The organism is Klebsiella sp. CTHL.F3a (assembly GCF_019890895.1).
GTDB lineage: Bacteria > Pseudomonadota > Gammaproteobacteria > Enterobacterales > Enterobacteriaceae > Klebsiella > Klebsiella grimontii.
The window spans coordinates 4992226-5006865 of record NZ_CP082360.1; the positions used below are offsets into that span (position 1 = coordinate 4992226).

The window sequence follows — 14640 nt, forward strand, 5'->3', positions numbered from 1 at the left end:
ATTATGTCCGAAGAGATAACCGTCAACTGCCCAACCTGCGGCAAAATTGTGGTCTGGAATGAGCAGAGCCCGTATCGCCCGTTCTGCTCCAAGCGCTGTCAGCTTATCGATTTAGGCGAATGGGCAGCGGAAGAGAAACGTATCCCGAGCAGTAGCGATCTATCAGATAGCGACGGCTGGAGCGAAGAAAAAGAGTAACGGATTTCGGGCGGGCATGTGCAGGCCCGCCCTGATTTGCCGGATGCAGACGCACCCTACCCGATCTGAGAACATTGAATTAACTTCGTAATGACGGGTTCGTTTGCCGGCGGAAAATCCTCTGCAACAAGCACGCTCTGCGCAATCCAGCGACCCGGTTGCCCTTCTTTACCCCACGGCTCGCCATCCCAGCTTTCCACCAGCCAGAACCACAGCGTGATATGACGATCGGGAAACTGATACTCCAGCTTATCAAACAGACGGGAAGCACGTACCGTAATGCCGACCTCTTCCTGCAATTCGCGAACTAAGGCCTGCTCTGACGACTCTCCTGCTTCGATTTTTCCACCAGGGAATTCAAGTTTATTCGCCATATGCGCGTCGGCAGCGCGCTGCGTTATAAAAATTTCCCCTTGCGAATTACGGATAATACCCACTGAAATTTGCAGCGTTTTCATTGTCTTTGTTCCATAAAAAAGGCGCAGATATCTGCGCCCTGGTATTCAAGATTGTAAAAGCTTAGCTCAGGCGACCGTGGCACTGCTTATATTTTTTGCCGGAGCCGCACGGACACGGATCGTTACGACCCACTTTACGCTCGCCAGTTTGTTCAGCCAACGCCTCCGCGGCAGCGGTATCATCGTCCTGGTGGCTCAACTGCTGCATCTGCGCCAGACGCTCAGCTTCTTCACGACGCTGCTGCTCCATCGCTTCCACCTCTTCCGGCATCCGCACCTGAACCTTACTCAGCGTACTGATCACTTCATACTTCAGGGATTCCAGCATTGAAGCGAACATGGAGAAAGATTCACGCTTATATTCTTGCTTCGGATCTTTTTGCGCATAGCCGCGCAGATGGATGCCCTGACGCAGATAGTCCATCGCCGCCAGGTGCTCTTTCCACAGGGAGTCCAGCGTTTGCAGCATGACGCCTTTTTCAAAGTGACGCATCATCTCAGCGCCAACCACTTCTTCCTTACGCTGATAGGTTTCAATGGCGCTCTGCAGAATGCGCTCACGCAGCGTTTCTTCATGAAGCTCCGGCTCTTTATCCAGCCACTCTTTGAGCGGAAGATCGAGGTCGAAATCATTTTTCAGACGCTCCTGCAGGCCTTCAATATCCCACATCTCTTCCAGCGACTGCGGAGGAATATGGGCATCGATGGTCGCTTTAAATACGTCTTCACGAATGCTATTAATCGTCTCGCTCACGTCGGTCACGTCGAGCAGCTCATTACGCTGGGTGTAAATAGCGCGACGCTGGTCGTTGGCCACATCGTCATATTCCAGCAGCTGCTTACGGATATCGAAGTTGCGGCTCTCGACTTTACGCTGCGCGTTGGCAATCGCTTTGGTCACCCACGGATGTTCGATAGCCTCACCCGGCTTCATACCCAGTTTACGCATCATGCCGGACACGCGGTCAGACGCGAAGATACGCATCAGGGCATCTTCCATCGACAGATAGAAACGGGAAGAACCGGCGTCCCCCTGACGGCCTGAACGACCGCGGAGCTGGTTATCAATACGGCGAGATTCATGGCGTTCGGTACCGATGATATGCAGACCGCCCGCAGCCAGTACCGCATCGTGACGAACCTGCCAGTCGGCTTTGATCTGCGCAATCTGTTCCGGAGTCGGGTCTTCCAGCTGGGCGACCTCGGCCTGCCAGCTACCGCCGAGCATAATGTCGGTACCACGGCCGGCCATGTTGGTCGCAATGGTCACCGCAGATGGATAGCCCGCCTGAGCGACGATATCCGCTTCACTGGCGTGGAATTTCGCGTTCAGCACGTTGTGCTTGATACCCGCCTTCGTCAATTCATTAGAGACCACTTCTGATTTTTCGATAGAAATGGTCCCCACCAGCACCGGTTGGCCCGCGGCGGTACGCTGCTTGATATCTTCGATAATGGCCTGGATTTTTTCCGCTTCAGTCATATAAACCAGGTCCGCCATGTCTTTACGAATCATCGGGCGGTTGGTCGGGACCACAACGGTATCCAGCTTGTAGATCGAACTAAATTCAAACGCTTCGGTATCGGCAGTACCGGTCATCCCCGCCAGCTTCTCGTACAGGCGGAAATAGTTCTGGAAGGTAATTGAAGCCAGCGTCTGGTTTTCGTTTTGAATATCAACGCCTTCTTTTGCTTCAACGGCCTGGTGCAGACCATCGGACCAGCGACGCCCCTGCATCGTACGACCGGTATGTTCGTCGACGATAATCACTTCGCCATCTTTAACGATGTAATCAACATCGCGGGTGAACAGCACGTGCGCGCGCAGCGCGGCAGTCACATGGTGCATCAGCATGATATTAGTCGGTGAGTACAGCGACTCGCCTTCTTCCATAATACCTTCATTTACCAGCAGCTCTTCAATCAGCACCAGACCCCGTTCGGTCAGGTTTACCTGACGCGCTTTCTCATCGACGGAGAAGTGTCCTTCGCCGGTAAAGGTCTCAGAGTCTTCTTTATCCTGACGTACCAGGTGCGGAATGATCTTGTTCACTTTCTTATACATTTCCGAGCTGTCTTCAGCCGGGCCGGAAATAATAAGCGGAGTACGCGCTTCATCGATCAGAATGGAGTCGACTTCATCCACCAGCGCATAGTGCAGTTTGCGCTGCACGCGCTCTTCAGGACTGAAGGCCATATTGTCGCGCAGATAGTCAAAGCCGTATTCGTTGTTGGTACCGTAAGTAATATCGGCTGCGTAGGCTTCACGCTTGGCCGGCGCAGGCAGGCCGGACATGTTAATGCCAACGGTCATACCCAGGAATTCAAACAGCGGGCGGTTGTTCTCGGCATCACGCTGCGCCAGATAGTCGTTAACGGTCACCACGTGAACACCTTTACCGGTCAGCGCATTCAGATAGGCAGGCAGCGTTGCGGTCAGCGTTTTACCTTCACCGGTACGCATTTCTGCAATACAGCGGTCGTTGAGAACCATGCCGCCGAGCAGCTGAACGTCAAAGTGACGCATACCGAAGACACGCTTACTGGCTTCACGCACGACGGCAAAGGCTTCCGGGATCAGACTCTCCAGGGCTTCACCTTTTTCCAGGCGAGCGCGGAACTCAGCAGTTTTCCCTTTCAGTTCGTCGTCGGACAGTTTTTCCATGGACGGTTCCATGGCGTTGATCACGTTGACGGCTTTGCGCATACGACGCAGCGTACGGTCGTTACGGCTACCGAATACTTTCGTTAATAATTTGATTAGCATAATAAAATCTCAAACGCCCCGCGGTGCGGAGTCAAAAAATAGAATGGTCCGTTTTTGGTTTAGCTGAGGCGTTGAGGCCCGGCGCGAATGCCGGTAACCTGGCTAATCCAGGTACAGACGCGAAACGCGCGGTGGGAAAAAGAGGGGGTGTATGCCGCCAGGTGAACAATGGCAGGAGGAGTACTATCCTGCGTCAACAGCGCGCTAAGCGTGTCGAGAAGAGCCAGATGCTGCGCCTGAAGCGGTGAAGACTCTTCCGCTACCGGCAGCGCCTGCGGCGCCATCGCAAAAGAGAGATGGCGAATAACCGTACGAATGGCGTGCTGATGCCAGTAATCAACGGTGAAATTGGGTCGACGGCTAGAAGCTTCCAGCAGCGCAAGCTGGGAAAAATTGACTTTCGCAGGATGATGATTGCTGGACGTCGTTTTTGCGGGCGACGCGGTCTCATGCTCATGACCATTGCTAAGCGCAGGCAGGCCAAGGCTAGCCGCGACCATCCCCAACAGGAGATGCGGCCAGAAATACCGTCTGCCAAACTGTCGCCAGCGCGTCAGCAATCCACTCAATTACGTTACCTTTTGTTGGTAGCAACCCTAAGAAATATTTTGCGTTCAAATACTAACATTAATACGTCGTCACGGCAGCAGGAATGAAGTCTCAGGCGGGGTAAAAACGTTTAAAAAAGGAACGAACGCGTAAAAAATGCAGTTAAAAATCAAAGCAGGGCGCAGCGGGAATATAAAAAAGAAAACGACTGGCTCCCTGGCCGGAGAGAGTACCAGGTTACCAGTCGAATTTACTATCGGGTCTGACTTATGCCAGAACCAGCGTTGGAGCGCGGAACGCCAGCGGCATTTCTGCGTCGTCCTCGAAGGTCACATACTCCCAGGCTTCCTGTTTTGCCAGAACAGCCTGCAGCAATTTGTTATTCAGCGCGTGACCGGATTTGTACGCCGTAAATGCACCGATAATATTGTGACCACACATAAAGAGGTCGCCAATGGCATCCAGCATTTTGTGACGGACAAACTCATCTTCAAAGCGCAGACCGTCTTCGTTCAGTACGCGATAATCGTCAACAACGATGGCACAATCGAAGCTGCCGCCCAGGCACAGGCCGCGGGACTGCAGATATTCGATATCACGCATGAAACCGAAGGTACGCGCGCGGCTAATCTGGCGCATAAACGCATCAGCCGAGAAGTTCATTGCGTAGCGCTGGCTACTGGAATCAATCGCCGGATGGTTAAAATCAATGGTGAAGTCCAGTGAAAAACCATTGTACGGTTTGAATTCAGCCCATTTATCGCCATCTTCAACGCGAACCGTCTCTTTAATACGCACAAATTTCTTAGCGCAGTTCAGTTCATCGATGCCGGCATCCAGCAACAGATAAACGAACGGAGCCGCACTACCGTCCATAATCGGAACTTCCGGCGCATCGACTTCAATAATAATGTTGTCGATACCCAAGCCAGCCAATGCAGCATTGAGGTGCTCGACCGTCGATATCCGCACGTCATGCTCGTTGACCAGGCAAGTACAGAGCATGGTATCACGCACAGATTTGGCATCAGCCGGAAAATCAACCGGTGGATTCAAGTCGGTGCGACGATAGATGACCCCGGTATTTGCCGGCGCAGGGCGTAACGTCAGGGTGACTTTCTTGCCGGTATGCAAACCGACGCCAGTCGCCTGAACGATACGTTTAAGAGTCCTTTGTTTGATCATCGTATAATCTCGCCAAGTTACCTATCCAACCGAAGTGTACTACACATTCGGCAGGCCAGTTTAGCACAAAGAGCGCAGATGCCCAACTTCCAGCCAATTCTTAATCGGCTTGCTTACGCAGGAAGGCTGGGATATCCAGATAATCCGGCTCTTTCGCCGCCTGCGGCGTATTGTCGTTGACCACTTTTGCGGCCGGTTTCTGCTCTTGAGTCAATGGAGACATACCGTGCTGCTGGTAACGATCCATCACTGGCTGCTGCACCTGTTTGTTAGTCACCAGAGTAATTTCTGGACGTTTGTCCATACCGATACCGGTGGCAACAACGGTTACGCGCAGTTCGTCGTTCATATCCGGGTCCAGAGAAGTACCGATAACCACGGTGGCGTTATCCGAAGCAAATGCGCGGATAGTATTACCCACAGTCTCGAACTCATCCAGACGCAGGTCGAAGCCCGCGGTGATGTTGACCAGAACGCCACGCGCACCGGACAGATCGATATCTTCCAGCAGCGGAGAAGAAATCGCCATTTCAGCCGCTTCTTCCGCACGGTCTTCACCGCTCGCCACGCCGGAACCCATCATGGCGTAGCCCATTTCAGACATCACGGTACGCACGTCCGCAAAGTCGACGTTCATCAGGCCAGGTCGGGTGATCAGTTCAGCGATACCCTGCACTGCGCCTTTCAGCACGTCGTTTGCAGCGCCGAAGGCGTCGAGCAGAGAAATGCCGCGACCCAGTACTTTCAGCAGTTTGTCGTTCGGGATGGTGATCAGCGAGTCAACGTGCTTGGATAGCTCGGTGATACCCTGCTCAGCGAACGCCATACGTTTCTTGCCTTCAAAATTGAAAGGCTTAGTCACGACGGCAACGGTCAGGATACCTAAATCTTTTGCGACTTCAGCAACCACTGGCGCAGCACCGGTTCCGGTACCGCCGCCCATGCCGGCTGCGATAAACACCATGTCGGCGCCGTCAAGAGCGGCACGCAGCGCTTCACGGTCTTCATCCGCTGCGTTACGGCCGACTTCCGGGTTTGCGCCTGCGCCCAGACCTTTAGTAATACCGCTACCGATCTGGATAGTCTGGCCAACAGCCGTTTTGCGCAGAGCCTGCGCGTCGGTGTTCACCGCGAAAAACTCAACACCCTCAATGCGCTCGCGCACCATGTGCTCAACGGCGTTACCGCCGCCGCCGCCGACGCCGATGACTTTAATCACCGCGTCGTTGGTCAGTTCCATAGGTTCAAACATAATTTCTCTCTCCGTTGTGCCTGTCGCCTGAGATCGCTAATTTTCTGCGTTCTCTTAAAAAATTAAAACTCTTTTCGCAACCAACTGTTGAGTCGTTTGATCCACGACCCGACCGTTACGCGTTTTTCCACTTCTGCTTCACCACTGAGATGAGATTCCTTCCCGTAGTGCAGCAGCCCAACCGCCGTCGAGTAATACGGCTCCTGGGCATAATCCGTTAATCCGGTAATGTTCAGCGGCGCGCCAATCCTCACCTGCGTATGGAATACGCGCTGCGCGCAGGCGGCAAGTCCTTCAATTTGCGCCGCGCCGCCGGTTAATACAATGCCTGCCGCCAGGTGGTGCTTCACACCTTGCTGACGCAGCTGTTCCTGCAGTTGCAGAATCTCTTCATTAACCAGGTTGAGCAATTCGGTATAACGTGGCTCAATCACCTCTGCCAGCGTCTGACGCTGCAGGCTGCGAGGTGGACGCCCACCCACGCTGGGTACTTCTACATTTTCGTCTTTACCAACGATGGAGCCCAGCGCACAGCCGTGACGCACTTTAATGGCTTCCGCGTCGCTCGGCGGCGTACCGAAAGCGTAGGCAATATCGCTGGTCACCACGTTGCCCGCGTACGGGATCACTTTGGTATGACGCAGCGCGCCGCCGGTATATACCGCTATATCCATTGTACCACCGCCGATGTCCACCACGCAGACACCCAGTTCACGTTCGTCTTCCGTTAATACGGAATAGCTGGCGGCTAAACCGGCGAAAATGAGCTGGTCAACTTTCAGACCGCAACGTTCCACCGCTTTGACAATATTTTTCGCCATATCGTTATGGCAGGTAATCAAATGCACTTTCGCCTGCATACGTACGCCAGACAATCCGACGGGGTTTTTGATCCCCTCCTGGTAATCGATAGCGTACTCCTGCGGGATAACGTGCAGAACGCGATGTTCGTCGCGCACGCGAACCGATTTCGCAGTATGTACCACGTTTTCAACGTCGTCCTGCGTCACTTCTTCTTCTGAAATCGGCACCATGCCGATTTCATTTTGACAGCTGATATGTTTGCCTGAAAGCGCCAGATAGACTGACGAGATCTGGCAATCCGCCATCAGTTCGGCCTGGTCAATGGCGCGCTGTACGCATTTCACCACGGATTCCAGGTCGTTCACTCCGCCTTTATCCATACCACGCGATGGGCAACTGCCCACGCCAATGATATTAATCATACCGTCGGGCAGAACTTCCCCTACTAAAGCGGCAACCTTAGCGGTGCCAATCTCCAGTCCAACTACCAGTTTTCTGTCCGTCGCCTTGATCATTGTTGTTCTGCCTGTGCCTGATTCTGTTGTTGTTGAGCTTCCTCTACGGGAGCCGGTACCCAACCGACTGCCGCTCCCGAGTCATAACGCAAATCAACGTAGCTTATCCGTTTGCCGTCGGTCTGCGCCTGCTGCTGAAGAACCGGGTAGAGTTCCATAAAGCGCTGAAGCCGTTTCATGGTGTCACCCCGGCCAAGGTTGAGCTTAATATCGTTATTCAGCGTCAACTGCCAGGAACGACGCGCGGTCATTGCCGCCACTTTCAACGTGAACTTATCCTTTGCCAGCACCTGCCCCATGTCGCGATAGCCCTGAAGAACTTCGTTCTCGCTGCCTTCCGGGCCGTACAACATCGGTAAATTCTGTTTACTGGTGCGATCTGACGGCACGCTGAAAGAATTTCCGTCCACGTCTACCATATGCTGATCATTCCAGCGCGCAATCGGCACATATTCAACCAGATGAATCTTCAATTCGTCCGGCCACTGCTTTCTGACGCTCGCCTGCTTAATCCAGGGCAGACGTTCAATCTGGCTTTGAATTATATTGACGTCCTGCGTCATAAAGGTGCCCGGCGACCCTAATGCCAGAATCGCCTGACGGATATCATCGTTGCGCGTGTAGTGACGCTCACCGGTGACCACCATCTTTGACAGCGGTAATCGCTGTGCATCTTCCATCCAGCCCAGAACCATCCATCCGCTGACCAGCACGGTACAGAGCACCGCCAGCAGGAAGAAAATACCTGCCAGACGAGAGCCATTACTTCGACGCGAAGAAGTTTCTTCTTCCTCTTCGTGGTTCCGCGTATTCAGCGCAGCCTGCGACATATCACCCCGCCAGGTCCAGAATTCGTACAACAAGCTGCGAGAAGCTCATCCCGGCCTGACGCGCCGCCATTGGCACCAGGCTATGGCTGGTCATGCCAGGAGAGGTGTTTGCTTCCAGCAGATAAAACTGGCCATCGCTGTCCAGCATCACATCAATTCGTCCCCAGCCGTAACAGCCAAGAGTATCCCAGGCTTTTTGCACCAGAGCCTGAATTTCTGACTCGCGCGCGGGATCTTCAAAACCTGGGCAGAAATATTGCGTTTCATCAGAGAGATACTTTGCTTCATAATCATAGAAGGTTCCAGCCGCCTGGATACGTATTGACGGTAAAATTTCTTCTCCGACGATAGCGACGGTAAATTCCGGCCCACTGAGCCATTTTTCGATTAGAACTTCGTCATCGTGCTGAAAAGCCAGCGTCAATGCATCTTGCAATGCGCAACTTTCGCTGACTTTAGACATACCGACACTTGAGCCTTCCCGACTCGGTTTAATAATCAACGGCAGTCCGAGGGCGGCGATTTGCTGTTCTAACTCAGCAGAAAGTCCTGCGCTGAACTGTTTACGCGTGAGCGCAACCCATGGCGCAACTGGCAGCCCAGCCCCCTGCCACAGCAATTTGCTGCGCAGTTTATCCATTGAGATAGCCGAAGCCATTACGCCACTGCCGGTATAGGGCAGGTGAATCAGCTCCAGCAGCCCCTGCAATGTTCCATCTTCACCGCCACGACCATGCAGGGCAATAAACGCTTTCTGAAACCCCATATTTTTCAATTGGGTAATATCCACGTCGCGCGGGTCTACCGGGTGTGCATCGACCCCGGCTTCACGCAGGCCAGCGAGCACCGCCGAACCTGAATTGAGAGAGACTTCACGTTCAGCGGAGGTTCCGCCAAAGAGGACCGCGATTTTATCAGCCATGGCGCTCCTCCTGCGATTTTTGCGGCTGCAATTTGATTTCCGCCAGGTGACGGGCGATTTTACCGATATTTCCCGCCCCCTGAACCAGCACCAGATCGTTGCCGGTCAACACTGAAGCCAGCATCTCTGCCGCCTGCGCCGGGTCGGAAACCAGAATTGGGTCAACTTTACCGCGACCGCGGATCGTACGGCACAGCGAGCGGCTGTCGGCGCCAGGAATAGCGGCTTCCCCCGCGGAATAAACGTCCAGCATCAGCAGCGCGTCAACCTGGGTCAGTACGTTGGCGAAATCATCGTACAGATCGCGCGTACGGGTAAAACGGTGTGGCTGAAACAGCATCACCAGGTTTTTATCCGGCCAGCCCGCCCGCGCTGCTTTAATGGTGGCATCCACTTCCGTAGGATGATGACCATAATCATCGATTAGCATCGCGGTGCCGCTTTTACCGTTAACCTCAGCTAACGGGTATTCGCCAAGGAAATCAAAGCGACGGCCGGTGCCCTGGAAGCTTTCCAGTGCGCGCAGGATAGCAGCATCATCAATGCCCTCTTCCGTCGCAACGGCCACCGCCGCCGCCGCGTTCAGCGCATTGTGGCGACCCGGAGCGTTCAGTGTCACCTGAATGACTTCTTTATCCTGGCGAACCAGACGGAAATGGCCCTGAGCGCCGAGCTGGCGATAATCTTCAACGCGAACATCGGCATCATCGCTAAATCCGTAAGTGGTTATCTGGCGACCAACGCGCGGCAACAGTTCACGGATAACAGGATCGTCCACGCACATCACTGCACGACCATAGAACGGCAGATTGTGCAGGAAGTTAATAAACGTCTGTTTCAGGTTTTCGAAGTCGCCATGGTAGGTATCCATATGATCGGCTTCGATATTGGTCACGATAGCAACCATCGGCTGTAAATGCAGGAACGAAGCGTCGCTTTCATCCGCTTCGGCAATCAGGTAGCGGCTGTGGCCAAGACGGGCGTGGACGCCAGCGGCTTTCACCAGACCGCCGTTAACGAAGGTTGGATCAAGTCCCGCTTCAGCATAAATGCTCGATACCATCGCCGTAGTCGTGGTTTTTCCGTGCGTGCCGGCAATGGCAATGCCGTGACGAAAACGCATCAGCTCCGCCAGCATCTCGGCGCGACGAATAACCGGAATACGTGCTTCGTGGGCAGCGACAATCTCCGGGTTATCCGCAGAAATTGCGCTGGAAACGACGACAACGCTCGCATCGCGCACGTTCTCAGGGCGATGGTTGAAATAAATCGTAGCGCCAAGCTGAGCCAGCTGCTGAGTCACCGGATTCGGCGCCAGGTCGGAGCCGCTAATCTGATAACCTTCGTTGGCCAGAACTTCGGCAATACCGCCCATGCCGGCACCGCCAATGCCAACAAAGTGAATGTGCCGGACGCGACGCATCTCGGGCACTATGGAACGCAGTTTTGCCAGATCTTGTGTATTCATTCTTTACGCCATCAACTTCTTTATTCGGACGGTGATTATCACCGCGATTAGCGCGCCAGTGCTGCGGCGCTCACTTCTTCAGCTACCCGTTCGGTCGCATCCGGAATCGAGGCTCTACGCGCTCGCTCCGCCATATCCAGCAGCGTGACGCGATCCCAACTTGCCAGGGTCTGCGCGACGGCCTCCACGGTGAACTGCGGCTGCTCAAGGATCTTCGCTGCCCCGGCCTTCTCCAGCGGCAGCGCATTCCAGTACTGCTGACGATCTTTGTGCTGAAAAGGCACAAACAGCGCCGGTAAACCAGCGGCGGCAATTTCGCTCACCGTCAGCGCACCGGAACGACACACAACAACATCGGCCCAGGCATATGCCGCCGCCATGTCGTCGATAAATTCGGTAACTTTATGCTGCGGCTGCCCGGCATCGGAGTAGGCCTGCTGCACGGTTTCCTGACCGCCTTTACCGCTCTGGTGCCAGATGGTGACAGAAACACCGAGCTTCGCCGCCACCTGCGGCATCGTCTGATTGAGCACGCGCGCGCCCTGCGAACCGCCCACGACCAATACGCGAATCGGTCCCTGACGTCCGACCAAGCGCTGCTCCGGCAGCGGCAGCGCCAGCACATCGGTGCGAACCGGGTTGCCCACAACATCGGCATGCGGGAAAGCGCCGGGGAACGCCTGCATCACTTTTTTAGCGATTTTCGCCAGCCATTTATTCGTCAGGCCGGCAATCCCGTTCTGCTCATGCAGAACAACGGGGATCCCCAGCGACCATGCCGCCAGACCGCCGGGGCCGGAAACGTATCCGCCCATACCCAGAACCACGTCCGGCTGAAAACGCCGCATAATCGCCCGCGCCTGACGCCAGGCGTTGAAAATGCGCACCGGCGCCAGCAGTTGCGCCTTAAGGCCCTTGCCGCGCAGGCCGGAAATCTGAATGAAATCAATTTCAATGCCGTTCTTCGGCACTAAATCCGCTTCCATACGATCCGCGGTGCCCAGCCAGCGAACCTGCCAGCCCTGGTCCATTAAATGGTGCGCAACCGCCAGTCCCGGGAACACATGTCCGCCGGTACCGCCCGCCATCACCATTAACCGCTTTTCCTGACCGCTCATCGAACACCCCGTGTAAACGCCTGGGCTTTTTCCAGGCGCGTTTCATAATCAATTCGTAACAGCAACATGATGGCCGTCGACATAATCAGCAAGCTCGATCCGCCGTAGCTGATCAGCGGCAGCGTCAGGCCTTTAGTTGGCAGCATACCCGCCGCCGCGCCGACGTTTACTAACGCCTGAAAGCTAAACCAAATCCCAATGGCGCAGGCCAGAAATCCGGAGAAACGATGGTCAATCTCCAGCGCCTTACGGCCAATGGACATGGCGCGAAAAGCGACGAAGAATACCATTAAAAGAGCGAGTACCACACCGATATAACCGAGCTCTTCGCCGATAATGGCGAAGATGAAATCGGTATGCGCCTCCGGCAAATACTCCAGTTTCTGCACCGAATTGCCCAGGCCTTGCCCCCACATTTCGCCGCGACCAAAGGCCATCAGCGACTGGGTCAACTGATAGCCGCTGCCAAACGGATCTTCCCACGGGTTCCAGAAAGAGGTTACGCGGCGAATACGATACGGCTCGGCGAGAATCAGCAGTACGACCGCCGAGATCCCCATACCGATAATGGCGATGAACTGCCACAGCTTGGCCCCTGCCAGAAACAGCATGGCCAGGGTGGTCACAAACAGCACGACGACGGTCCCGAGGTCAGGCTGCGCCAGCAGTAAAATCGCCAGTACGAAAATCACGCCCATCGGCTTCAGGAAGCCGCGCAGGTTGTTACGCACTTCGTCGCCTTTACGCACCAGGTAGTTGGCGATGTAGCAGAACAGCGACAGCTTGGTGAACTCCGCAGGCTGGATACGCAGCGGTCCCAGCGCAATCCAGCGCGATGCGCCGTTGACCGAGCTGCCAACCACCAGAACGATCAGCAGCATGACGATAGAGGCGATCAGCATCGCGGTACTATGGCGTTGCCAGAACTCCATCGGCAGGCGCAGTGTCACCATCGCCAGCCCGAGAGCCAGCAGGATGTATAAACCATCGCGTTTGGCAAACAGAAACGGGTCGTTAGCCAGACGCTGACCTACCGGCATCGACGCCGAGGTCACCATAATGAAGCCGATCGCGGCCAGGCCAAAGGTCAGCCACAGCAGCATCCGGTCATACATCACCAGGCTATCGGTATCTTTTTGCCGCGAGCCCATCACCCAGCCTTTCAGCGCGGCGAACAGCCATGCGAAAATAAACATTCCCGGCAGACGCGGCAGTCTCAGCCGTGGCATTTTCAGGCGCGGGAGTGATAAACGCATCAACCTAACTCCTTCGCCAGGCGAGCAAATACGTCGCCGCGTTGTTCAAAGTTTTTAAACTGATCGAGGCTGGCGCACGCCGGGGATAGCAGAACCATATCGCCCGGGACAACCTGCGGCGCAATCTGGCGCATCGCCTGCTCCATGGTTTCCGTTTGCACAGCGACATCCGGGCGAAGGGCGGCCAGCTGCGCGCCGTCGCGGCCAAAGCAGTACAGGCGGACGTTGTCGCCGGTCAGGTAACGGCTTAACGGCGTGAAATCAGCCGATTTACCATCGCCGCCCAGCAGCAGATACAGCGTTCCGTCAAGGTGCAGCCCATTGAGCGCCGCTTCGGTACTACCGACATTCGTCGCTTTAGAATCATTGATCCAGCGCACGCCGTTGTGCTCCAGCACCTGCTGGAAACGATGGGCCAGGCCGGTAAATGTAGTCAGCGCTTTCAAGCTGCTGGCGCGCGGCAAACTAGCGGCATCAGCCAGGGCCAACGCAGCCAGGGCGTTACTGTAGTTGTGCTGGCCGCTAATCTTCATCTCTTTGACGTTGAGCACTTTCTCGCCTTTGACGCGCAGCCAGGTTTCCCCTTGCTGACGATTCAGGTGATAGTCGCCAACGTCCACGCCGAAGCTAATGCAACGATCGTCAGCACCGCGTACCGGCATGGTTAACGCATCGTCGGCGTTGACGATACAGGCCCGCGCATTTTCGTAAACTCGCAGTTTGGCGGCGCGGTACTGCTGAAGCCCCAGCGGGTAGCGGTCCATATGATCTTCGGTGACGTTAAGGATCGTCGCCGCTACCGCTCGCAGGCTCGAAGTGGTTTCCAGCTGGAAGCTGGAAAGCTCAAGAACATAAAGTTCGCGCTCAGGATCCAGCAGCATCAGCGCCGGCAGACCAATATTGCCGCCTACGCCGACGTTCAGACCCGCCGCCTTCGCCATTTCCCCTACCAGCGAAGTTACGGTGCTTTTACCGTTAGACCCGGTGATAGCTATAATCGGCGCCTGCGCCTCGCGGCAGAAAAGTTCGATATCGCCGACAATTTCTACGCCTGCATCCGCCGCCGCGCTCAGGGAAGGATGCGCCAGCGCGATGCCCGGGCTGGCGACAATCAGGTCAGCCGTCAACAGCCAATCTTCGTTCAGACCGCCGACATAGCGCTCAACGGCTTCCGGCAGTTTATCCAGTCCCGCAGGCGCAACGCGGGTATCCATCACCCGCGGCGTCACGCCGCGAGCCATGAAAAAGTCCACGCATGACAGGCCGGTCATACCCAGCCCAATAATGACGACTTTTTTACCCTGATAATCTGCCATGA

Annotated in this window: 13 protein-coding genes; 1 reads left to right on the forward strand and 12 read right to left on the reverse strand. The window is 55.2% G+C overall.

Annotated features, from left to right (window positions below; translation table 11 throughout):
* Positions 1–3 precede the first annotated feature (3 nt).
* On the forward strand, positions 4–198 hold the full coding sequence (gene yacG, locus K7H21_RS23420; RefSeq protein WP_004128970.1) for a DNA gyrase inhibitor YacG: 195 nt from the start codon (positions 4–6) through the stop codon (positions 196–198).
* 56 nt (positions 199–254) lie between these two features.
* On the opposite strand, the gene mutT is transcribed toward yacG, so the two are convergent.
* The 12 genes from mutT to murD all read right to left on the reverse strand — a co-directional run bounded on the left by mutT (position 255) and on the right by murD (position 14638).
* Positions 255–656: an 8-oxo-dGTP diphosphatase MutT gene (gene mutT, locus K7H21_RS23425; protein ID WP_004128968.1), complete on the reverse strand. Its 402-nt coding sequence runs from the start codon at positions 654–656 to the stop codon at positions 255–257.
* 61 nt (positions 657–717) lie between these two features.
* Positions 718–3423: a preprotein translocase subunit SecA gene (secA, locus tag K7H21_RS23430; protein ID WP_049123295.1), complete on the reverse strand. Its 2706-nt coding sequence runs from the start codon at positions 3421–3423 to the stop codon at positions 718–720.
* A 59-nt stretch (positions 3424–3482) separates the two neighbouring features.
* Positions 3483–3992, reverse strand: coding sequence for a secA translation cis-regulator SecM (gene secM, locus K7H21_RS23435; RefSeq protein ID WP_004128963.1), 510 nt, complete (start codon positions 3990–3992; stop codon positions 3483–3485).
* Between the two features lie 247 nt (positions 3993–4239).
* The gene (lpxC, locus tag K7H21_RS23440) at positions 4240–5157 is read right to left on the reverse strand and encodes a UDP-3-O-acyl-N-acetylglucosamine deacetylase (protein WP_004098599.1); all 918 of its coding nucleotides are present in this window, start codon (positions 5155–5157) and stop codon (positions 4240–4242) included.
* A gap of 100 nt (positions 5158–5257) precedes the next feature.
* Positions 5258–6409, reverse strand: a complete 1152-nt coding sequence (gene ftsZ / locus K7H21_RS23445) for a cell division protein FtsZ (protein ID WP_004098597.1) — start codon at positions 6407–6409, stop codon at positions 5258–5260.
* A 62-nt stretch (positions 6410–6471) separates the two neighbouring features.
* Complete coding sequence (gene ftsA / locus K7H21_RS23450; RefSeq protein WP_004098594.1) at positions 6472–7728, reverse strand: cell division protein FtsA; 1257 nt, start codon at positions 7726–7728, stop codon at positions 6472–6474.
* Positions 7725–8558 (reverse strand): cell division protein FtsQ, encoded by an 834-nt coding sequence (gene ftsQ, locus K7H21_RS23455; RefSeq protein ID WP_004128960.1) that lies wholly within the window; start codon positions 8556–8558, stop codon positions 7725–7727. The genes ftsA and ftsQ overlap by 4 nt, the downstream gene beginning before the upstream one ends.
* A gap of 1 nt (position 8559) precedes the next feature.
* Entirely contained in the window at positions 8560–9480 is a 921-nt protein-coding gene (locus tag K7H21_RS23460; RefSeq protein ID WP_004128959.1) for a D-alanine--D-alanine ligase, read from the reverse strand.
* Positions 9473–10948: a UDP-N-acetylmuramate--L-alanine ligase gene (gene murC, locus K7H21_RS23465; RefSeq protein WP_004128955.1), complete on the reverse strand. Its 1476-nt coding sequence runs from the start codon at positions 10946–10948 to the stop codon at positions 9473–9475. The genes K7H21_RS23460 and murC overlap by 8 nt, the downstream gene beginning before the upstream one ends.
* A gap of 47 nt (positions 10949–10995) precedes the next feature.
* Complete coding sequence (murG, locus tag K7H21_RS23470) at positions 10996–12066, reverse strand: undecaprenyldiphospho-muramoylpentapeptide beta-N-acetylglucosaminyltransferase (RefSeq protein WP_032742037.1); 1071 nt, start codon at positions 12064–12066, stop codon at positions 10996–10998.
* Positions 12063–13322: a cell division protein FtsW gene (ftsW, locus tag K7H21_RS23475; protein ID WP_004128950.1), complete on the reverse strand. Its 1260-nt coding sequence runs from the start codon at positions 13320–13322 to the stop codon at positions 12063–12065. The genes murG and ftsW overlap by 4 nt, the downstream gene beginning before the upstream one ends.
* Positions 13322–14638 (reverse strand): UDP-N-acetylmuramoyl-L-alanine--D-glutamate ligase, encoded by a 1317-nt coding sequence (gene murD, locus K7H21_RS23480; RefSeq protein WP_004128946.1) that lies wholly within the window; start codon positions 14636–14638, stop codon positions 13322–13324. The genes ftsW and murD overlap by 1 nt, the downstream gene beginning before the upstream one ends.
* Positions 14639–14640 lie beyond the last annotated feature (2 nt).